The sequence below is a fragment of the Rhodococcus sp. UNC23MFCrub1.1 genome (genome assembly GCF_000686025.1).
GTDB lineage: Bacteria > Actinomycetota > Actinomycetes > Mycobacteriales > Mycobacteriaceae > Rhodococcoides.
In genome coordinates, this window is the sequence record NZ_JMLQ01000006.1 from 260101 (window position 1) to 281425 (window position 21325).

18 protein-coding genes and 1 pseudogene are annotated in these 21325 nt (G+C 68.8%); 11 read left to right on the forward strand and 8 right to left on the reverse strand.

Annotated elements, in window-relative coordinates; all coding sequences use genetic code 11:
* The first annotated feature begins 10 nt into the window (after positions 1-10).
* The gene (gene pabB, locus BR07_RS0116180; protein WP_027506335.1) at positions 11-2083 is read left to right on the forward strand and encodes an aminodeoxychorismate synthase component I; all 2073 of its coding nucleotides are present in this window, start codon (positions 11-13) and stop codon (positions 2081-2083) included.
* Here the strand turns inward: pabB and BR07_RS0116185 are convergent.
* The 4 genes from BR07_RS0116185 to BR07_RS0116200 all read right to left on the reverse strand — a co-directional run bounded on the left by BR07_RS0116185 (position 2042) and on the right by BR07_RS0116200 (position 5534).
* Positions 2042-2806 (reverse strand): class I SAM-dependent methyltransferase, encoded by a 765-nt coding sequence (locus BR07_RS0116185; protein ID WP_442970351.1) that lies wholly within the window; start codon positions 2804-2806, stop codon positions 2042-2044. The two genes, pabB and BR07_RS0116185, sit on opposite strands and share 42 nt — an antisense overlap.
* Before the next feature lie 81 nt (positions 2807-2887).
* A complete protein-coding gene (locus BR07_RS0116190; RefSeq protein WP_027506337.1) occupies positions 2888-3391 on the reverse strand; it encodes a DUF2505 domain-containing protein in 504 nt (167 codons plus the stop codon).
* Positions 3392-3413: 22 nt separating this feature from the next.
* Positions 3414-3932, reverse strand: a complete 519-nt coding sequence (locus BR07_RS0116195; protein ID WP_027506338.1) for a DUF2505 domain-containing protein — start codon at positions 3930-3932, stop codon at positions 3414-3416.
* Between the two features lie 9 nt (positions 3933-3941).
* Entirely contained in the window at positions 3942-5534 is a 1593-nt protein-coding gene (locus BR07_RS0116200; protein WP_027506339.1) for a Rieske 2Fe-2S domain-containing protein, read from the reverse strand.
* A 103-nt stretch (positions 5535-5637) separates the two neighbouring features.
* Here BR07_RS0116200 and BR07_RS0116205 point away from each other — a divergent pair, with 103 nt between their 5' ends.
* Together BR07_RS0116205 and BR07_RS0116210 are read left to right on the forward strand one after the other, a co-directional pair.
* On the forward strand, positions 5638-6726 hold the full coding sequence (locus BR07_RS0116205; protein WP_081821349.1) for a UDP-N-acetylmuramate dehydrogenase: 1089 nt from the start codon (positions 5638-5640) through the stop codon (positions 6724-6726).
* Between the two features lie 37 nt (positions 6727-6763).
* On the forward strand, positions 6764-7945 hold the full coding sequence (locus BR07_RS0116210; protein WP_037186261.1) for a L,D-transpeptidase: 1182 nt from the start codon (positions 6764-6766) through the stop codon (positions 7943-7945).
* Between the two features lie 22 nt (positions 7946-7967).
* Here the strand turns inward: BR07_RS0116210 and BR07_RS0116215 are convergent, their stop codons facing one another.
* Positions 7968-8735, reverse strand: a complete 768-nt coding sequence (locus tag BR07_RS0116215) for an SDR family NAD(P)-dependent oxidoreductase (RefSeq protein ID WP_027506342.1) — start codon at positions 8733-8735, stop codon at positions 7968-7970.
* Positions 8736-8755: 20 nt separating this feature from the next.
* Positions 8756-9643, reverse strand: coding sequence for a TauD/TfdA dioxygenase family protein (locus BR07_RS0116220; RefSeq protein WP_051613479.1), 888 nt, complete (start codon positions 9641-9643; stop codon positions 8756-8758).
* Between the two features lie 319 nt (positions 9644-9962).
* On the opposite strand from BR07_RS0116220, the gene BR07_RS0116225 reads away from it, so the two are divergent.
* Positions 9963-11291 carry an ROK family transcriptional regulator gene (locus BR07_RS0116225; RefSeq protein WP_027506344.1) on the forward strand — a complete coding sequence of 443 codons (1329 nt, stop codon included), beginning with the start codon at positions 9963-9965 and terminating at the stop codon, positions 11289-11291.
* 22 nt (positions 11292-11313) lie between these two features.
* The gene (locus BR07_RS0116230; RefSeq protein ID WP_027506345.1) at positions 11314-12042 is read left to right on the forward strand and encodes a mycothiol-dependent nitroreductase Rv2466c family protein; all 729 of its coding nucleotides are present in this window, start codon (positions 11314-11316) and stop codon (positions 12040-12042) included.
* Here the strand turns inward: BR07_RS0116230 and BR07_RS0116235 are convergent, their stop codons facing one another.
* Positions 12043-13266, reverse strand: coding sequence for an alkane 1-monooxygenase (locus tag BR07_RS0116235; RefSeq protein ID WP_051613468.1), 1224 nt, complete (start codon positions 13264-13266; stop codon positions 12043-12045). It lies immediately after the preceding gene.
* Between the two features lie 89 nt (positions 13267-13355).
* On the opposite strand from BR07_RS0116235, the gene BR07_RS0116240 reads away from it, so the two are divergent.
* Positions 13356-14183 (forward strand): alpha/beta fold hydrolase, encoded by an 828-nt coding sequence (locus BR07_RS0116240; RefSeq protein ID WP_027506347.1) that lies wholly within the window; start codon positions 13356-13358, stop codon positions 14181-14183.
* Positions 14184-14202: 19 nt separating this feature from the next.
* On the opposite strand, the gene BR07_RS25005 is transcribed toward BR07_RS0116240, so the two are convergent.
* Complete coding sequence (locus BR07_RS25005) at positions 14203-15411, reverse strand: DUF222 domain-containing protein (RefSeq protein ID WP_051613469.1); 1209 nt, start codon at positions 15409-15411, stop codon at positions 14203-14205.
* A 436-nt stretch (positions 15412-15847) separates the two neighbouring features.
* Here BR07_RS25005 and mshA point away from each other — a divergent pair, with 436 nt between their 5' ends.
* From mshA to BR07_RS26665, 5 genes and pseudogenes are all read left to right on the forward strand, one after another.
* The gene (gene mshA, locus BR07_RS0116250; RefSeq protein WP_442970354.1) at positions 15848-17227 is read left to right on the forward strand and encodes a D-inositol-3-phosphate glycosyltransferase; all 1380 of its coding nucleotides are present in this window, start codon (positions 15848-15850) and stop codon (positions 17225-17227) included.
* Entirely contained in the window at positions 17224-17781 is a 558-nt protein-coding gene (locus BR07_RS25010) for a YbjN domain-containing protein (protein ID WP_037186136.1), read from the forward strand. Before mshA ends, BR07_RS25010 begins: the two co-directional genes overlap by 4 nt.
* Positions 17782-17911: 130 nt before the next feature.
* Positions 17912-19513, forward strand: a complete 1602-nt coding sequence (locus tag BR07_RS0116260) for an AMP-binding protein (protein ID WP_027506349.1) — start codon at positions 17912-17914, stop codon at positions 19511-19513.
* Between the two features lie 98 nt (positions 19514-19611).
* Positions 19612-21078, forward strand: a complete 1467-nt coding sequence (locus BR07_RS0116265) for a carboxylesterase/lipase family protein (protein ID WP_027506350.1) — start codon at positions 19612-19614, stop codon at positions 21076-21078.
* Positions 21079-21183: 105 nt separating this feature from the next.
* A pseudogene (locus tag BR07_RS26665) lies at positions 21184-21325 on the forward strand (leucine zipper domain-containing protein); the annotation flags it as partial.

Here is a 21325-nt window from a genome sequence, read left to right on the forward strand (position 1 = left end):
TGTTCCTCTCATGCGCACGCTGCTGATCGACAACTACGACTCGTTCACCCACAACCTGGCCCAGTACCTGGAGCAGGTGTCCGGCACCGCCCCCATCGTCGTGCACAACGACGTCCGGTGGTCCTCCCTCCCGCTGGACCGGGTGGACGCCGTCGTCGTCTCGCCAGGCCCGGGCCGCCCGAGTCGCCCGGCCGACATGGGCGTCAGCAGCAGGGTGATCCGGGACGGTGGTCTGCCGCTTCTCGGGGTGTGTCTGGGGCATCAGGGCATCGCGGACAGCTGTGGTGGCGTCGTCGATCTGGCACCCGAGCCCATGCACGGCCGGATGTCCGACGTGCAGCACGACGGCACCGATCTCTTCGCCGGCCTGCCGTCGCCCCTGCGCGTGGTGCGGTACCACTCCCTCACCGTCACGGCCCTGCCCGACGAGCTCGAGGCGACGGCGTGGACCGACGACGGGGTGATGATGGCGCTGCGTCATCGGTCACGGCCGCTGTGGGGAGTGCAGTTCCATCCCGAGTCGATCGGCACGGAACGTGGACTGCAGGTGATCGCCAACTTTCTCGACCTCGCGCGGGACGCCCGCCCGAGCACCCACACCTCCGCGCCGACCGTGGCGCCGCGTGACCCGGTCGTGCGCGACCCCCGCTACCGGGTGCTCGTGCGCCGTCTCGACGTGCTACCGGACCCCGAGGAGGTGGCGCGCCCACTCCGCGGACGGTCCACGTTCTGGCTCGACTCGAGCGCCGAGCTCGACGGCAGTGCCCGGTTCTCCTATCTCGGACCCGGTGACGGCCCACTGGCGGAGGACGTGTCGTACGACGTCGCCACCTCGTGCGTGACGACGACGACCGCCGACGGCACGACCGAGGAGACGGTCACGTCGTTCCTCGACCACCTCGGGGAACAGATCGCGGCGCGGGCCGTCGACCGGGTGCCCGCGGTGCCGTTCGACTTCGCACTCGGCTACGTCGGTCACCTCGGCTACGAGCTCAAGGCCGAGACGGGCGGAGCGGCGGCGCATGCGTCGCCGACGGCCGATGCGCGAATGATGTTCGCGGACAGGCTCATCGCGCTCGACCACCGCGATCGGTGCACCTATCTGCTCACCCTCACACTCGTCGGTGGCGACGACACCGCGGCGCTCGGATGGTTGGACGAGACCGCCGCGGCCGTGACCGCGCTGCCCCGTTCGGAGCGCGGTCGCCCGGCCGTGTCCGACACCCCCCTCGGCGCGCTGCCGTCGGTGATCGACACCCGGCACGACGACGGCGCGTATCGCGCGGCGATCGCGGACTGCCTGGAGCAGATCACGATGGGGGAGAGCTACGAGATCTGTCTGACCAACGAGATGAGCGTGCCGTTCGACGGCGACGCCGCCGACCTCTACCTCGCGGTGCGGCGCGCCAGTCCCGCCCCGTACGCGGCGTTCCTGCGATTCCCCGGGCTGGCGATACTCAGCGCGTCACCGGAGCGCTTCCTGCGGATCACGGCGTCGGGCGTCGTGGACTCCAAGCCCATCAAGGGAACTCGGGCTCGCGGGCGCACGCCGGCGGAGGACGCGGCCGCGCGCCTCGACCTGGCGACGAGCGAGAAGGACCGCGCCGAGAACGTCATGATCGTCGATCTCGTCCGCAACGACCTGAATCAGGTGTGCGTGCCCGGGTCGGTGCACGTGCCGGTGCTCTTCGACGTGGAGAGCCACACCCATGTGCACCAACTGGTCTCGACGGTCGAGGGTCGGGTGCGCCCGAGGCTCTCGGCCGTCGACTGTGTGCGCGCGGCGTTCCCGGGCGGATCGATGACCGGCGCCCCGAAGCGCCGCACGATGGAGATCATCGACCGCCTCGAGGGCGGGCCGCGCGGCGTGTACTCCGGTGCGCTGGGCTGGTTCTCGCTCACCGGCGCGGCGGACCTGTCCATCGTCATCCGGACCGTGGTGCTCGCGGACGGCCGGGCGTCGGTGGGAACGGGTGGCGCCGTCGTCTCGCTGTCCGACCCGCAGGACGAGGTGGACGAGATGCACCTCAAGGCCGACGCGCTACTGCGTGTCCTCGGCGGGAGCGACGGCCGACCACGGTAATTCGAGCACGTTGTCCCGCAGTCGTCGGCGCGGCACGGTGACCGGAAGTCCCTGTGCCGCCAGGGCTGTCAGCGCCGCACGCCACCGCACGCGGGGTCCGAACGGTGCCAGCGGCGCCGCCACGTCCCACGCCCGATCGGCCGCCCGCAGCACCTCGTGCACGCGCTCGCCCGCGACGTTGCGGTGGATCAGGACCTTCGGCAGCCGCTCCGCGATGTCCGACGGCCGCTCCACCGTGAACGGATCCCACGCGAGGGTCAGACTGCGCGGTCCCGACGCGTCCACGGTGACCCACGTGGCCCGACGCCCCAGTTCGTCGCACGTGCCGTCGACGAGGAGGCCGCCGTCCGCGAGAGCGGAGGTGATGCGTGCCCACGCACCCGGTACCGCGTCCTCGGGATACTGACGCAGCACGTTGAACGCGCGCACCAGGTGTGGCCGCAGTCCTGCGAGTTCGAAGCCGCCGCGGCGGAAGGAGACACCGTCCCGATCGGGGACGACGCGGGACGGGTCGATCTCCAGCCCGACGACGGCGACGTCCGCACGGACGGTGCGCAGTCGCGCGGCCAACTCCAGAGTGGTGACCGGACTGGCGCCGTAGCCCAGGTCGACGACCAGGGGACGCGTCGCTCCGCGGAGCAACGCTCGGACGTCGGGATCGTGCACCAGCCGGCGATCACTGCGCCGCAACCGGTTGATGTTGGTCGTCCCTCGAGTGACCACACCCTCGGGACCGATCCGGGAAATCACAGTGCCCAGCAGTTCGTTCCGCTCATCCCGACCGGCCTCCGGCCCACCCGCCGGTCAGGCGTTCTTCGTGAGCCAGTCGTGCGTGACCTCGCCCTCGCCCCGCCACAGATCGACGAGGTTGACGAGCATCAACTGTTCGAGCTTGCCGCCGATGAAGGGGATGTACACCTTGGCCTCGGACGTGGTGCGCAACGTGGAGCCGGCCTCGGTGGCGAAGAGGGACGTCGTGCCGGTGAGGCTGCCCGGGCCGGCGGGAATCGACGCGTCGTACTTCCCGGCGGTGGTCTCCGAGTACGCGTCGTGATGGATGTTGCGGGTGATGACCATGTCCTTCTTCATCACCGCCTGCGCGACGTCGGGCAGCGTGTCGCGCGGAATGATGTGCCGCATGACCACGTCGACACCGTCTGCCGTGACCTCGAAGCGCGTGAGCTCGTTCTCCGAGTACTTGCGCAGCTCCTCGATCACCGCGTCCCAGTAGTCACGCGTCGTCAGCGCCCCGTACACCTGCTCTGTGGTGAACGGGAGACGAGCCGAGTAGTTCATGCGACGTGCCATGGTCGATGAGGTTACCGGTGAGTCAGAGGTGCTCCGGCGCCCAGGTGTCGGTGAACTCCTGCTCGGCGTCGATCAGCGCGAGAACCTGCTCGATGACCGCCTGCTCGATCTTGCCGCCGAAGATCGGCACCTTGACCTCGGCCTGACCCGTCGCCGTCAGGCTCGATGCGGAGCCCTTCGAGCGCAGTGCCAGGGTGCCCGTGATGGACGCCGGGGCGCCCTCGACCTTGGCCTCGAAGGTGCCCGAGGCACCCTGCGCGTCGAGAGAACCCCAGGACTCGGTCCGGTGGATGATCAGATCGCCCGGGCGGATGCTGGTGATGGCGCCGGGCAGGAACTCCTCCGCGATGGCCTGGGTCATCGACACCCACACCGTGCGGCTGTCCGCGTCGTCGCCTGCGACGGTCACGTCGTTCAGCTGTGCCTTGGGGCCGCCGACGGCCTCGAGCCGATCGGTCCAGTACTGCTCGGTGGTGAGGGCGGCGTGGACGTCGGACGCGGCGAGCGTGGACGGGACCGTGTGATCGAACCTGCGTGGCATGAGCTGAGATTAACTCTGTGCGGCGCGCTCGGACCGCAGCGGGTGGCCCTTCGACGTGAGGCACTTGCCCGTCTCGAGGTTCCAGTCCCAGCCGTGCAGATTGCACGTGAGCGTGGTGCCCTCGATGACACCGAACTTCGACAGATCCGCCTTGAGATGCGGGCAGCGCCGCTGGATCTCCCAGCCGTCCTTGACGATGGTGGCCGTGTCGTCGTGTGCCTCGGCGAACCAGCCGTCCGCGTAGGCGATGCGCTCGTCGGTGAGGCACTTGAAGAACGTGTACAGGAACTCGTTGTAGCCACCGACCCGCTTCGCCCGGAACCGCGTCGACAGGAAGATCGAGTTGACCCAGTCGGACTCCCCGTCCCGCAGCACCGTGCGGACCAGCTCGGCCGGGATCTCGAACGTGTAGCGGAACTTCTCGTCCTGGATCGGTTCGCGCACGATGCGTTTCGGAAAATCGAGCACCACTCTGTCGGCAGCCACCGGAGGTCGACCGGCCTCCGGCCTGCCCGTCAGATTCAGCTCCACCGGGTAGCCGATGCCGTCGGAGATCTGGTCGGTCTGCGCCATGATCGGCTCGAACAGTGCGCGCAACGGCCCCAGCAGCGGCTCGCCCGCCGCGGTCGCCCACGATGCCTTCTCGGCCGCGATGACGTCGGCCTGGCGCTGCGCGTACGCCTCGATGTAGTCGGCCTTGCCGGTGGTGAAGATGGCCTCCACCTCGTCGGTGGGCAGCGGGTGCGCCAGCTCGTTCAGTTCGGAACCCGAGAAGTCCGCCGTGGTTCCCGGCATCATCAGCAGGCCCTTGTCGTGGCCGTGGCGGCGCATCTGGTCGAGGAACACCATCTGGTCGGGGAAGATGTTCGCCGGATCGCCGTAGACGTCGTTGAGCGAGCGCAGCTCGTCGTCGAGGAAGCACGGGGGACCTGCGGACGGAATGACCCACGTGGCGCCGACCTGCTCGATGTACTGCCGACACCGGTCCATCTGACGCTGCCGCTTCTGCGTCCCGAACGCGTCCTTGGCGCGCTGCGGCATGTCGTAGACCATCGGGTACCAGATGGCGCCCGAGTACTGCAGCATGTGCACGTCGATGTGGCCGAAGGCCTCGGTCATCATGTCCAGATCGACGGGCCGGGCATCGTTCATGTTGAACGCGGTGGTCTCACCGTCGCTCACCACCAGGCCCGAGTCGCCGATGGGTCCGTCGGCCGGGGCACGCAGCGCCACGATCATGACGTCCAGGTCGCCCTTGGGGCCGGACACCGTGTGCTTGACCGAGTCCGTCGTCTCGAAGAACTTCGTGAAGCCGAGCTTCTCCAGCTCCGTGCGCAGGTCCGGCACCGGGTAGTCCGGCAGCAACACGACCGCGTCCTTGTTCACGTGCTTCGCCAGGTGCTTCGGGTCGAAGTGGTCCTTGTGCAGGTGCGAGACGTAGAGGTAGTCGCAGTTGCCCAGGTCGTCCCAGTCCAGCTGGGAGTTGTCGGGGAACGGGAACCAGGACGTGAAGTACGCCGGATTGACCCACGGGTCGCACAGAATGGACCCCGCAGACGTCTGGATATGAAATCCCGCGTGTCCGACACTGGTGACCTGCACGTGAATCCTCCCGAAATATGGAACCTGGTTCGGTGACCATGGTAGGCGCGAACACCCGGTGCTCACGACGAGGCGGGGGGACAGCCGGGTAGCGTTCACCCCCGTGACGAGCAGTCCCCTCCAGTCCGCGACGGCTCCGGAGACCGGCGATCCCGGCTCCGCGACGGCCGCGCACCGCCCCGTGTCCTTCGCCGACCTCACCACGATCCACGTCGGTGGCCCCGTCGGACGTCTCGTCGAGGCGACCGCCTCGCAGGAGCTCGTCGACGCCGTACGCAGCGCCGACGCCGCCGGGACTCCGGTGCTCGTCATCGGCGGTGGCTCGAACCTGCTGGTCGGAGACGACGGCTTCGACGGCACCGTCGTCCGCGTCGCGACGTCCGGTCTCCGGGTCGACGGCACTCGCATGCACGTGGACGCCGGAGTCGAGTGGGATCTCGTCGTCCGCACCGCGCTCGACCACGGACTCGCCGGCATCGAGGCACTCTCCGGCATCCCGGGCAGCACCGGCGGAACGCCGGTGCAGAACGTCGGCGCGTACGGCGCCTCCACGTCGGACTGGCTCGAGTCGGTGACGGTGCTCGACCGAGAGAGCGGCGAGGTCGAGGTGTGGGACAACGCACGCTGCGGCTTCGGCTCGCACCGGTCGTCGGCTTTCAAGTACACCGATCGCTACGTCGTGGTGGATGTCACGTTCGCGCTCCGACGCAGCGACGAGTCGGCGCCGGTGCGCTACGCGGCGCTCGCCGAGCGGCTCGGCGTGCGCATCGGAGAGAGCGTTTCGGCGCGCGAGGTGCGCGATGCCGTGATCGCTCTGCGGACCGATCGCGGCATGGTGTGGGACGAGGCGGAGCACGACTCGTGGAGTGTCGGGTCCTTCTTCCTGAACCCGATCGTGTCGTCCGTACCGCCCGAGGCGCTCGGATCGCCGCAGTTCACGGACCCGAAGGGCATCAAGCTCAGTGCTGCCTGGCTCATCGAGCACGCCGGGTTCTCCCGCGGGTACGGCGAGCGCGTCGGCACCGGACGGGCCACCCTCTCCACCCGCCACGTCCTGGCCGTCACCAACCGGGGCGGCGCGAGTGCAGCGGACGTCACCGCCCTCGCGTCGCACGTGCGCGCGGGTGTGCAGGAGAAGTACGGAATCACGCTGATCCCCGAGTGCCGCCTGGTGAACTGCACGCTCGACTGATCGGTCTGTTGCCACAGGTAACGTCGTCCCCGTGAAGATGCAGGGGAGAACACCGTACGCAGCCGTCCTGGCCGTGCTGGCACTCGTGATCGCGCTGGTCGCGGGGTGCTCCGGCACACCCGGGTCCTCGGAGAGCGCCGCGCCGACCACCGAGGCCGCGCCCGTGGCGGCGGTGACCTACGCACCGGCGGCCGGTGCGACCGACGTCTCACCCACCGCTCCGATCTCCGTCTCGGTCGCGAACGGCACCTTCGAGGCCGTGTCGCTCACCACCGCCGACGGCCGCGCCGTCGCGGGAACGCTGGACCCGGCGAAGACGACGTTCACCGTCACCGAGCCCCTCGGGTACGACGCGGTCTACACGTGGGCAGGGACGGCAGTCGGCAGCGACGGCAAGCCGGTGCCGGTCGAGGGCACTCTCGGCACGGTGGCGCCGCAGTCGATCACGTCGGTCTCCACCAACATCGGTGACGGCCAGGAGGTCGGTGTCGCGGCGCCGATCATCCTGAAGTTCGACGACGCGATCGTCGACAAGAAGGCGGTCGAGAAGGCGCTGACGGTGACCACGAATCCGCCGACGGCCGGCTCGTGGGCCTGGCTGCCCGACGACGGCGGGTCCCGCGTGCACTGGCGTCCGCAGAACTACTGGGCCCCCGGCACCACCGTCGACGTGTCGGCGAAGCTCTACGGCGTGAACTACGGCGGCGGCGCCTACGGCGACTCGGACGTCACGGTGAACTTCACCATCGGTCGGAGCCAGGTCGTCGTCGCCGATGCGACCAGTCACCGCATGCAGGTGGTCCGCGACGGCCAGACCGTCATGGACATCCCGGTGAGTTACGGCGAGGGCAACGAGGACCGCAACGTCACGCGCAGCGGCATCCACGTCGTCACCGAGAAGTACGAGGACTTCCTGATGTCCAACCCGCCGTACTACGAGAACGTGCGGGAACGGTGGGCCACCCGCATCTCGAACAACGGCGAGTTCATCCACGCCAATCCGCTGACCACGGGAGTACAGGGCTCGTCCAACGTGACCAACGGCTGCATCAACCTCTCCACCGAGGACGCGCAGACGTACTTCCAGATGGCCGTCTACGGCGACCCCGTCGAGGTCACCGGCACGCGCATCGATCTCTCGGCGGCGGACGGCGACATCTACGACTGGGCGATCGACTGGCCCACGTGGCAGAGCATGAGCGCCCTGACTGCCGCGTGAGAGTTGGACTGCCGCGTGAGAATCAGGTCCGGCGGCTGAAACGGCCGTTCGGGGCCTGATCGCGCGGGCGCACGACGATGGTGTCGAGGTTCACGTGCGAGGGGCGGGACGCCACGAAGCCGATGACCTCGGCGATGTCGGCGGCCACCAACGGGTCGATGCCCTCGTAGACCTTCGCGGCCTTCTCCTCGTCACCGTCGAAGCGGACGAGGGAGAACTCCGTCTCCACCGCGCCCGGAGCGATCTCGGTCAGACGCACGGGCGTGCCCAGCAATTCGCCGCGGAGCGTCCGGTGCAGCACGCCCTGTGCGTGCTTGGCCGTGGTGTACCCGGCGCCGTTGTCGTACGTCTCGAACGCGGCGATGGACGTGATGGTCACGACGAGACCGTTACCGGACTCGATCAGCTTGGGCAGCAGCGCCTTGGTCATGCGCAGCGTGCCGACGACGTTGGTCTCCCACATCCACTGCCAGTCGTCGAGGTCCGCCTCGAGGATCGGGGCGAGGCCCTTCGCGCCGCCCGCGTTGTTCACCAGGACGTCCACACGCGGCAGCACCGAGGTGAAGGCCGCGACGGAGTCCTCGTCGGTCACGTCGAGGGCGAGGGCGGTGCCGTCGATCTCCTCGGCCAGTGCCTCGAGGCGGTCGACGCGGCGGGCGCCCACGACCACGTGATAACCGCCGGCGGCGAGTGTCCGCGCGGTGGCGGCGCCGATCCCGGAGCTGGCTCCGGTGACGACGGCGGTGGGGCGGTCGGTCTGGGTCGACGGTGTCGTCGGAACGCTGGTCATGGGAACCAGGCTAGATCGCGTCAGCTCGCGATCGCGCTGTAGCCCGACGCGTCGCCGGCGATGACGCGCGAGTACTCGCCCTGCACGCTGACGGGAACGTCGCCCGCGAGGGTGATGCGCTCGAGGCGGCGGTACTGGTCGTCGTAGTCGGAGACGGCGTAGTGCTGGGTCGACCGGTTGTCCCAGATGGCGATGTCGCCGAGCTCCCACGACCACCGGATGGTGTTCTCCAGGCGGGTCACCCGATCCTGCAGAAGCTCGAAGAGTGCGCGGAACTCCTTGGAGGAGAGGCCCGGGAACGACTTGGCGAAGTGGCCCAGCAGGATCGCGCGCTTCCCCGTCTCGGGATGCACGCGCACCACGGGATGCTCGACCTCGAAGTACTCGCTGCGGAACTCCGCGCGGTAGCGCTCGGCCGTCGACGTGACGGACTTCTCGGCAGCGGTCGCCGCGTAGTCGTAGATGTTGGTGTGCACGGCCCACAGCGACTCCGCGAGGGCCTTCATCGCGGGCGGCAGCTGCTCGTAGCCGGCGGTCGCCGACGCCCAGGTGGTGGTACCGCCGTACGGGGGCAGGTGCACGGCCCGCAGGATCGATGCCTTCGGCACGCGGTCGACGAACGTCACGTCCGTGTGCCAGCTGTCCGCCTTGTCGTACGTGGAATCGATGGCGAGAGTGCGGGTTCCGCGCGACCGGACCGTGGGGTGCGGGGTGGTGGGGATCCCGAGCCGCTCGGCGAACGCGTACTGCACCTTCTCGTCCACGTGATGCTGGCCGCGGAAGAACACGACCTCGTGCTCGAGCAGCGCCTCGTTGATCTCGTGCACGATCTCGTCCGGGAGATCGCCGCCGATCCGCACGTCGTCGATGCGTGCGCCGATGTTCGCGCCCAGTTTCACGGTCTTCATGGGCTCACTGTGATGCCGAAGTCGCAGGTTGTCCACCCTTCGAATCACCTCGAGCGAAACAGGCGATTCTGCAGCGCGGCGACATCGGTGCTACTTTTCGGTCATGGCACCAGCGAGGAAGTCCGCACCGCGGGTCACGTATGTGACCGCCGCGCTCGGTTCCCGTCTGCCTCTCGCTCGCGAACTCTGTTGTCGACGCGGTCTCTCACGAGTCTGATCGCGCGTCGACGGACGACCTCCATGTGAGGTCTGACGATCGGGTGTGACCGGCCTCGTTCCCAGGCTCCCGGCCCATCCGTCTCGCTTTCGAGGGATTCCCATGTCTGCCCCCACCGTTCTCGCCCAGAGTTCTGCTCCTCGTACGCCGGGTTCCGCCACGCGGTCCCCGTACGGACGTCCCCACCGGCCGAGGCCGGCGCGCGTCGTCGCGCCCGAACTGCGCGTCAGCGACACTCCGGCCGCCGTCGTCCTGCGCGCCGTGGTGCAGCGCGGCCCCGTGTCGCGCGACGTCATCGTCTCGGCCACCGGCATCAGCACCGCCACCGTCAACCGCCACGTCAGTGCGCTCATCGCCGCAGGGCTGCTGCGTGAGCGTGCCGATCTGTCCACGTCCGGCGCCGTCGGGCGTCCCCGCGTTCCGGTGGAGGTGGACCACGAAGGGCAATGCACCCTCGGGGTGCACATCGGCGCGACCACCACGCGCATCGTCGCCGTCGACCTGCGCGGCACCGTGCTCGGCGGCGTCGAGATCGCCACACCCTCCGGCCCGCACGCCGGCGCACTGCGCTCCATCGCGGAGAGTGCCGCGTCCTTCGCCGCACGGTGGCACCGGCGCCGCATCCTGTTCGTGGGTGTCGCCATCGGTGGCCGCGTGAACGTGCAGAAGGGCACCGTCGATCACCCTCGCCTCGCCTGGTCCGACGCCCCGGTGGGCGCGGTCCTGGGCGAGCGGCTCGGTGCCGTGGTGGCCGTGGCGCCCCACGTCGAGGCGATGGCGGCGTCGGAGTTGCTGCTCGCGACGGAGTCGGCCCCCGAGGATGCGGGAAGGCCGGAGGCCGGTGGGTCTGTCGGCGGCCGGCCGGGTACGTCGCTGTACTTCTATGCGCGGGAGATGACGGGGTTGGCGCTGACCATCGACGGTCGGGTGCACACCCCAGCGGGCGGCCCGGGGTCGATCGCTCATCTACCGACCGGCTCGGACGTCGTGTGCGACTGCGGGCGTACGGGATGCCTCGAGGCGACCGTGAGCGATCGGGCCGTCGTGGCCGCGGCGCAGCGCGCCGGACTGCTGGACGAGTCGGAGCGTTCCATCGCTGCGGTGTACCTGGCGGCGCGCACGGGTTCCACTGTGGCACAGGGACTTCTGAACGACCGCGCCGATGCGCTGGGTCGCGCACTGGCGTTGGTGCACGATGTCGTCAACCCCGACAGCGTGCAGGTGGGCGGTCAGGCGTTCACCGCGTATCCGGCGGCGATGGAGCGCGTCGAGGCCGCGTTCGAGTCCTCCAGTTCGGTCGCGACGTCGCGGCGAGTGCGGATCACCAGCTTCGGCAAGCGCGTGCAGGACCACGCTGCGGCGGCGGTGTCCCTCGGCTCGCTCTACGCCGATCCCGTGGTGACGATGCGGAAGATCGACGCTCAGCGCTGATCGCACGGGGAATACTGCGGACATGACAGCACCCGATCTCCGGTTCTACTTCGACCCGGTGTGCCCGTTCGCCTGGATGACCAGCAGGTGGGTCCGCCTCGTCCAGGCGCAACGGGACTGCACCGTCGACTGGAGTTTCATCTCCCTGCGACAACTCAACGCGCACATCGACTACGCGACGCACTTCCCGCCGGAGTACGAGGCGGGACACACTGCGGGACTCCGGCTGCTCCGGGCTGCCGCGAGCGTGCGGGCCGAGCACGGCCGGGAGGCGATGGGCCCGCTGTACGCCGCGCTCGGCGCGCGGATCTTCGATGCGGAGCCGGTGCCCGACGAGGCCGGTGCTCACGCGCACCGCGCAACGGCCGAGTTCCTCGCACCGATCCTCGCCGGCCTCGGCCTGCCCGAGCATCACGTCCGGGCACTGGACGACACGTCGTTCGACGAGGAGATCCAGGCGTCGACAGACGAGGCGCTGTCGCTCACGGGCAAGGACGTCGGAACACCGATCATCCACGTCGAGCCGCCCGAGGGCGTGGCGTTCTTCGGCCCGGTCATCAGCCGGCTCCCGTCGGACGACGACGCGGTCGAGTTGTGGGACCACGTCGTGGGACTGGCACGGTTCCCGGGATTCGCGGAGCTGAAGCGCAGTCTGCGGGAGCTACCCCAGCTGCGGGCTCTCGGTGTGAGCGAGGACGAGGCGGGCGTGCAGCAGGACTGGCACGGCGGTAGTCGGCGCCGGAAGAAGTAGCTACCGCGTCGGCGCGGGGTACTTCGCGAGGTACTTCTCCCGCTTCGCGGGCTGGATGTTGGAGCGCCGGAGGTCGCCGTCGTAGTGCGCGACCACGCGCTTGTCCATCAGCGCCCGCCACAGGAACGGGAAGTACGACACGAGGATCAGGGGCGCGTAACCCGCTGGGAGCTGCGGAGATTCGGGCATGCTCCGCAGCACCTGGTACCGGCGCGTGGGGTTGGCGTGATGGTCGCTGTGTCGTTGCAGGTGGTAGAGGAAGATGTCGGAGACGGCGTAGTCGCTGTTCCAGCTGTGTTCCGGAGTGCAGCGCTCGTAGCGTCCGTTCTCCTTGGTGCGCCGCAGCAGCCCGTAGTGCTCGAGGTAGTTGACGGCCTCGAGCAGCGAGATCCCGTACACCGCCTGCAGAACCAGGAACGGCAGCAGTTCGACACCGAACACGCCGACCAGCGCACCCCACAGGGCGAGGCTCATGAGCCAGGCGGTGACATTCGCGTTCGAGAAGGAGAAGGTGCGCTTCCCGGTGCGGTGCAGACGATCTCGCTCGAGTGCCCACCCGGAACGGAATCCGCCGAGAACGCTGCGGGGGTAGAACTGCCACAGGGTCTCACCGAGACGCGAGCTCGCCGGATCCTCCGGAGTGGCGACCCGGACGTGATGCCCGCGATTGTGTTCGACGTAGAAGTGCCCGTAGAAGCTCTGCGCGAGCACGATGCGCGAGAGCCACTGTTCGTACTCGACCTTCTTGTGACCGAGCTCGTGCGCCGTGTTGATGCCGATGCCGCCGACGAGTCCGATGGTCAGCGCCACGCCGATCTTCGAGGCGAGTGACAGGCCGTTCTCGAGCCCGAGCCACGAGAGGTCGTCGGCCGTCAGTAGATGGGACGACAGCCCGATGCCGAAGAACTGCATGGGGATGTAGGCGTAGACGCAGCCGCGATACCAGAAGTCGGCCTCGAGAGACTCGACCAGATCCTCGGGCGGATTCTCGTCGAACGGGACGACGATGCGATCCGCGATGGGGACCACGACGTAGAGGAACAGGGGACCCGACCACCACGCGACCTGTGACACTCCCGGTGCCCACCACTGCAGCCCGAAGACGATGCCCACGGAGATGAGCGGAAGCATCGGAGCGATGAGAGCCCACGGCCAGTAGTACCGGTTGAGGTCACGCCATTCGCCCGTCTTCGGCGAGATGGAGCGCTGGTGTGTTTCGGTCACGACGGAACTTTACCGACGAGTCGACGCTGCTCAGGCCGCTGCACGAGCCCTTCTGACATCCCACAACGTGCGCCCAATATGTTGGTGGCATGGCAATACGAGAGACGCTCGGGCGCGACGGAACATCTCTGGTCTACCGCGTCACGGGAGACGTCTCGGCTCGACCGTTGGTGCTGCTGCACGGCTGGGCCCAGACCGGAGCCTGCTGGGGCGACGACCTCCTCGCCGACCTGTCCGAGCGGTACCGCGTCATCGCGGTGGACCTGCGCGGGCACGGCATGTCCGGTGCCCCCGACGTCGGTTACGACCGGTCGGCGCTGTGGGCCGGGGACGTGCACGCCGTTCTCGAGCAGGAGGGCATCCGCTCGGGTGCGGTCCTGCTGGGCTGGTCCTACGGCGGTCTGGTGCTGTGCGACTACCTGTCGGTGTACGGCACCGGTGCGGTGGCGGGTGTCGTCTTCGTCGCGGCGATCACCGCGATCGGTCCGGACCGACCCGGCGGCGCCGTCGGCACGGCGATGCGTGCGGCGATCCCCGGCGCGATGAGCGAGGACTCGCGCGTGGCCATCAGGGCGCTCGCGAGTTTCGGCAACGCCCTCACCGGACCCGGCGAAGGACACGGCGCCGCAGCTCAGGCACTGTTCGGCGCCAGCCTGGCGACGCGTCCACGCGTGCGGTCCGCGGTGTTCCGGCGCGACGTGGGACACGACGAGACGCTGGCGGCGCTGGACGTCCCCACCCTGGTGATGCACGGCACGGCGGACACGGTGGTGGACGTCGGCGCGGGTCGGCACACCGCCTCCGTCGTGCCCGGTGCGTCGACCTCGTGGTGGGAGGGCGTCGATCACGGTCCGTTCGTCGCGGACCCGGCCCGCTTCCTGTCCGAGCTGGCGGGTTTCGTCGACTCTCTGGGTTAGTCCACACACGTGATGCATGTCAGAACGGTGGGGGGTCGTCGGTGTCGGCGACTTCGCGGGCCCGTCGGTTGCGGTTGCGGTTGCGTTCGTTCCTCCGGCGGGCATGTTTGTCCGCCAGACGTGTGCGGCGTCTGCTGGGGGGAGTGCGGGGCGGACTCGGTGGTGGAGGATCGGGCGACTCGAAGGTGACGTCGGCGAGTCCGGGGTGGATGTCGTATCCGTTGTGCGCCGGCCCCGGGACGACGAGGCCCTCGGGCGTGGTGACGGTGGAGACGACGCGTCCCGTGTCGTCCTCGGTGTACTGATCGTCGACGAAGTCGCCGAACGTCTTCACGTTGTGGTGGAACCTGCATTTGCCGCCGAGGTTGACGTCGGTCGTCTGGCCGCCGCCGTCGGGATTCTCATGGTCGTACTCCGCGATGTGGTCGAGATCGCCGGTCCACACCCCACGGTTGCAGCCGGGCCAGGTGCAGTACTGGTCGCGGATGCGCACGAACGTGTCGAGGGCGCTGGAGGGGCGGTACGGATCGGCGGGCTGTGATGCGGGGTTGGTGGTCGAGACGGGGCGGATGACGGCGTCGGCACGATCGGCGAGGTCGGCGACGTGGTCGGGCGAGATGACGCCGTGGCCGACGAGGAACCCTGGATTGCCGTCGGCGGCGGTGTCGCCGGCCATGGTGGTGGAGTCCGTGACGACGTGCACGATGAATGACGTGAGCAGGCCGTCCTCACCGGTCCACCCGGGCGCGGAGCAGTCCGGATCGTCGCACCGGCACTCGTACGCTGTGCGGGTGGCGAGGGCGAACAGGGCGTCGCTGGAACGGGCGCCCTTGCTGCGAGGATCCTTGCGACACACGCGTCCGGCCAACTCCTCCACCGCGGCAGCGACGACGACGGCATTGTCGGCTGTCATGGTTGCGCCCAGGTATGCCATGCCGTCGGGTCCCGCGTCGATCCAGAAGCTGCGGTTGTTCTCGGCGAGCACACGTCGTTCCCTGACGGCGTCGGGATCGTGGCGGTAGACGATGCGGTCGATCATGTCCCGCATGCGTTTGTCCGACCACGAGCCGCGTCGCTGTAGGGCCGCGGCGATCTCGGTGTCGACTTCCCGCACGTACGTGGTGCCGTCGACGAGGTCGGTTCGGCCGATGATGGTGTGGACGTGTTTGGGGGCGATGAGGCCGTCGCGGAGGCACTCGGCTACGGGGAAGCCGGTCTCGGAGTGCAATTGCCCGGGTCAGGATGCCTTCTCCGGCGCCCTGGCTGACGGACAGGACGGCCGAGATGCGGGCGGCGCAGTGAGTCGTCGCATCCATCCGGCGGTGATCGGACATCTCGTGAGGAACGACGAGTTGAGTGTGCAGTTCCGCTGCGGCCCGGTATCGGGTCCATTCGAGATAGGACAGTCCGGCCGAGGCGTAGGACATCGTGGACAGGAGGGTGTTCGCGGGTGCGTCGAGGAGCGTTCCGGGTAGTCCCATGGCCTCCGGATCCTGCGTCGCCCACCCCTGTTCGAACATGTGTGCGAAGTTAGCAGGGTCCTCCGACATGTTTCCATGACTCCCGCGGGGCAGTGGCGTACGTGTTCCCGGCGCTGTGAATGTCGGCGGGTTCCCGCGCATGTGTCGGCACGCCCGTAGGGGGATGACCGGGTGGGCGCGCACCTGCGACGCAATCGGACAGGGCACACTGGAACGGTGGTCCGCCGTCACAGCCCGCATCGGGTAGCCGTGTTGTCGCTGCACACGTCTCCGCTGGCGCAGCCCGGCACGGGGGACGCGGGCGGCATGAACGTGTACGTCCTGCAGACCGCCGTGCAGATGGCGGCGCGCGGAGTCGAGGTGGAGATCTTCACCCGCGCCACGTCCTCCCGTGACGAACCCGTGGTCGAGGCCGCGCCCGGCGTACTGGTGCGCAGCATCGCGGCCGGCCCGTTCGAGGGTCTCGACAAGCACGACCTGCCCACCCAGCTCTGCGCCTTCGCCGCGGGCGTCCTGCGCGAGGAGGCACGGCACGAGCCGGGCCACTACGACATGATCCACTCGCACTACTGGTTGTCGGGGCAGGTCGGCTGGCTCGCCCGCGACCGGTGGAAGGTCCCCCTGGTGCACACCGCGCACACGCTCGCCGCGGTGAAGAACCTGTCGGTGGCGGCGGGGGACAAGCCGGAACCGGCGGCCCGCCGCATCGGTGAGAAGCAGGTCGTCGAGGAAGCCGATCGGCTCACGGCCAACACTCTCGACGAGGCCCGCGCCCTCGTCGATCTGTACGACGCGGCCGAGGACAAGATCGACGTCGTCGCGCCGGGAGCGGACCTGAGCATGTTCCGGCCGGGCGATCGCGCCGCCGCTCGACGCTCCCTGGGGCTGGACGCCGACGACCCTCTCGTGTCGTTCGTGGGACGGATCCAACCTCTCAAGGCGCCGGACGTCCTCGTCGCGGCCGTCGCCGAGATCCACCGGCGGGACCCGTCGTCGCGCGTGCGCGTGCTGGTGGTCGGTGGCCCGTCGGGCACCGGTCTGGAACGGCCCGACTCCCTCATCGAGCTGAGTCGCCGGCTGGGCATCGAGGATCGGGTGACGTTCCTCCCGCCGCAACCCCCGGACAGGCTGGCGGACGTCTACCGCGCGTCGGATCTCGTTGCGGTGCCCAGTTATTCGGAGTCCTTCGGTCTCGTGGCCATCGAAGCCCAGGCGTGCGGTGTCCCGGTGGTCGCCGCGGATGTCGGGGGCCTCGGTGTGGCCGTGCGGGACGGGGAGACCGGCGTGCTGGTGCAGGGCCACGATCCGGCCGACTGGGCCACCGCGGTGCAGTCGTTGCTCGCCGACGACCGTCTGCGCACCGTGATGGCGTCGAATGCCTCACGACATGCGGAGAACTTCTCGTGGGAACACACCTCGGACGCGTTGCTGGACACCTACGCCCGCGCGGCGTGGAGATTCGGCCGTACCGCGGGTGTCGAGAGACCGACGGGTGAGTTCTCGCCTCGCAGACCCCGTGGTCTGTGGCGACTACGACGGACAGGACCGGTGAGAGCGCTGTGACGACGACCGACCAGGTGACGGAACTGATCGACTCGGTGTTGGCCGACCGGGAGTTGGACTACTCCCGGGCCACCGACACGCAGTTCGTCGTGGACCTTCCCGGTGAGAAGAAGCTCAAGACCTCGACGATGCTGACGGTCGGCAACCACGGCGTGCGCATCGAGGCCTTCGTGTGCCGCAAGCCCGACGAGAACTTCGAGGGCGTGTACCGATATCTGTTGCGGCGCAACCGCCGTCTGTACGGAGTGCACTACACGATCGACAAGATCGGCGACATCTACCTCGTCGGCAAGATGTCGACGCACGCGGTCACGGGAGACGAGATCGACCGCATCCTCGGGCAGGTGCTCGAGGCGGCCGACGGCGATTTCAACGTGCTGCTCGAACTGGGCTTCGCCGAGTCCATCCGCCGCGAGTGGGCGTGGCGCGTCTCGCGCGGCGAGTCGCTGAACAACCTGAAGGCGTTCGAGCATCTGGTGAACGGCAGGCCGGACGACGGGCCCACGTCCTGGGTACAGCCGGCGGACCGAGCGGACGACGACGACCGGGACTGATTCGGACACCGTGCAGGTAGGCTCCTCCGTGTGATGGCTGTCACCCGGAATGTCCGAAGGATGTTTATGTGACCGCCCGACACATTAAGGTTGCCTTTCTGTCGTCCCTGCTGTGCCGATGAGGAGTTCCATGAGTTTCCGCAGCCCGTACCCCGACGTCGAGATTCCCGAGCAGAGCGTCTACGAGTTCCTCTTCGGTGACCTCACCGAGGACGACCTCGCGCGCCCCGCCCTGATCGACGGCCCCAGCGGCGCCGTCACCGACTACCGCACTCTCGTCGGTCAGATCAACGGTGTCGCAGGCGCACTCGCCTCGCGCGGAGTGAAGGTCGGCGACGTGGTCGCGGTGCACTCGCCCAACGTGCCGGCGTTCGCGTCGGTGTTCCACGGCATCCTGCGCGCCGGTGCGATCGCCACGACGATCAATGCTCTGTACAACGCCGAGGACATCGCGAAGCAGCTCACGGACTCGTCCGCGACCATGATCTTCACGGTCTCGCCGCTGCTCCCGCAGGCGAAGGCCGCAGCGGAGCAGGTCGGTCTGTCGGCCGATCGCATCGTCGTGCTCGACGGCGCGGAGGGCCACGAGTCGCTGCGCGACCTCCTCACCGAGGGTGCACAGGCGCCCGACGTCAGCTTCGACCCGTCGACCCACCTCGCGGTGCTGCCCTACTCCTCGGGCACCACGGGACGGCCGAAGGGCGTCATGCTCACGCACCGCAACCTGGTGGCCAACGTGTCGCAGATCGAGCCGCGCATGGGCGCGAACCGGGACGACGTCCTGCTCGCCGTGCTGCCGTTCTTCCACATCTACGGCATGACCGTGCTGCTCAACCTCGGCCTCAAGGTGCGCGCGTCGCTGGTCACGATGCCGCGCTTCGATCTCGAACAGTTCCTGAGCCTCACCACCGAGAAGAAGATCACCTACCTCTTCATCGCGCCGCCCGTCGCCGTCGCACTGGCCAAGCACCCGATGGTGGACCAGTACGACATCTCCAGCGTGCGAATGGTGTTCTCCGGTGCCGCCGCCCTCGACGAGAACCTGGGCAACGCCGTCGCGAAGCGACTGAAGACCAAGGTGCGTCAGGGTTACGGCATGAGCGAGCTGAGCCCCGTCTCGCACGCCATCCCGTTCGACGGCGACGACATGCCGCTGAGCAGCTGCGGCACCGCCGTCGCCAACTCGGAGAACAAGCTCGTCGATCCGGCCACCGGCGAGGAGGTGGCCTACCCGGAGCCCGGCTCGGACAAGGTCAGCGAGCCCGGTGAGCTGTGGATCAAGGGCCCGAACGTCATGGCCGGCTACCTGAACAACGACGCTGCGACGGCCGAGACGCTCGACGCCGACGGGTACCTGCACACCGGCGACATCGCCGTCGTCGACGGTCGTGGGTGCGTCAGCATCGTGGACCGGCTCAAGGAGCTGATCAAGTACAAGGGCTACCAGGTGCCGCCCGCCGAGCTCGAGTCGCTGCTGCTCACGCACCCGCAGATCGCCGATGCGGCCGTCATCGGCGTGCTCGACGACGAGGGCGAAGAGGTACCGAAGGCGTTCGTCGTGCTGCAGCAGGGCGCCGAGCTCACCGAGGACGACGTCATGACGTTCGTGTCCGAGAAGGTGTCGCCGCACAAGAAGGTTCGCCGCGTGCAGTTCATCGACACGGTGCCGAAGTCGGCGTCCGGCAAGATCCTGCGCAAGGATCTGCGGGCGGCCGAGCCTGCCGCCGGCTGACACTCCCTGTACCACCCGAACACCCTCTCCAGCGTGCTGGAGAGGGTGTTCGCGTCATGTGAGGGGTGTGGGGGCACTCGGGGTGGTACTCATGAGCCATGGACACGATCACCGTCGACACAGCCCAGGGCCAGGTGCGCGGTCGCACCGACAACGGCATCGCCTCGTTCCTCGGAGTTCCCTATGCCGAGGCGCCGTTCGGACCGCACCGATTCCAGGCGCCGACCGCGCCGCCGCGGTGGTCCGGCACGCGCGACGCCCTCGAGCACGGCGCCACCGTCCCGAAGGTCGGGTACCGGCCGCCCACCAGCGAGATCCTCAGCGAGCCCGTGGTGCCCGGCGAGGAGTGCCTGAACGTCGCCGTGTACTCGCCGGACGTCGCCGGCTCCGCGCCCGTGTTCGTGTGGATCCACGGCGGCGCCTTCGTGAACGGCAGCAACGCAGTACCCGCCTACGACGGCACCGCCTTCGCGCGGGACGGCGTCGTCGCCGTGGTGATCAACTATCGGCTCGGCGTGGACGGCTTCGCGCAGATCGAGGGCGCTCCCGCCAATCGTGGTCTGCTGGACCAGGTCGCGGCGCTCGAATGGGTCCGGGACCACATCGCGTCGTACGGCGGCGATCCGGCGCGGGTGACCGTCGCGGGAGAGTCCGCGGGTGCCATGAGCGTCGGCACGCTGCTGTCGATGCCCCGCGCGGAGGGGCTGTTCCACCGCGCGGTCCTGCAGAGCGGCGCCGGCCATCACGTCATCTCGGCGGAGACCGCGGGCACCGTCTCGGCCGCGCTGGCGTCGGCCCTCGGCGTTCCGGCGACGGTGGAGGGGCTCGGCTCGGTACCCGTCGACGCCCTCGTCGACGCCCAGCGCACCCTGTCCGATCGCATCGCCACGGAGGCGTCGAGCGGCGCGTGGGGTGAGGTGGCACTGAACATGATGGCGTTCGAGCCGTGCATCGACGGTGATGTCGTTCCTGCGCTGCCGTATTCGCGCATCGCCGACGGTGCGGGCGCCGACGTCGAACTCCTGCTCGGCACCACCAGTGAGGAGCACGCGTTCTTCCTCGTGCCCGCCGGCATCGTTCCGCACATCACCGAGGACTACCTGCGGACGGTGCTCGCCGGGTATCGACTGGACCCGTCGGTGCTCGACACGTACCGCGATCGGTATCCGGACGCCTCGCCCGGTGAACTCATGATCGCGGTCATGACCGACTGGTTCTTCCGCATCCCCGCCGTGCGCGTCGCCGAGGCGCACCCGGCCCACGTCTACGAGTTCACCTGGCGCTCGCCGCTGTTCGACGGGAACCTCGGCGCGTGCCATGCGCTCGAGATCCCGTTCGTCTTCGACGTGCTGGGCAAGCCCGAGACCGCTCGCATCACGGGGCCGAACCCGCCGCAGGCGGTCGCCGACGAGATGCACCGTGCCTGGGTCGACTTCGTGCGCGACGGCGATCCCGGCTGGGCGCAGTACGGGTCCGAGCGCACGGTGAAGATGTTCGGGACGGAGCCGGCCGTGGTGAACGACCCGCGGCCCGACACCCGCACGGTGTGGGACGGTGCGCGCTAGCTGTAATGGCCAGGGACGTTGTGGACGGCGTGGCGACAACAGAGAGGTGAGGACCTCCGGTATCGGTGTGGTTACCACAACTGCACCGACAACCGAGAGGTCCTCGTGTCCCACGCTAACGCCTCCCTCACCCCTAAGGGACGATTGAAGCTCGCGAGTTCGATCGTCGACGACCACTGGTCCATCCGGCGGGCCGCCGAACGCTTCCAGGTCTCACCGACCACCGCAAAGAAGTGGGCCGACCGGT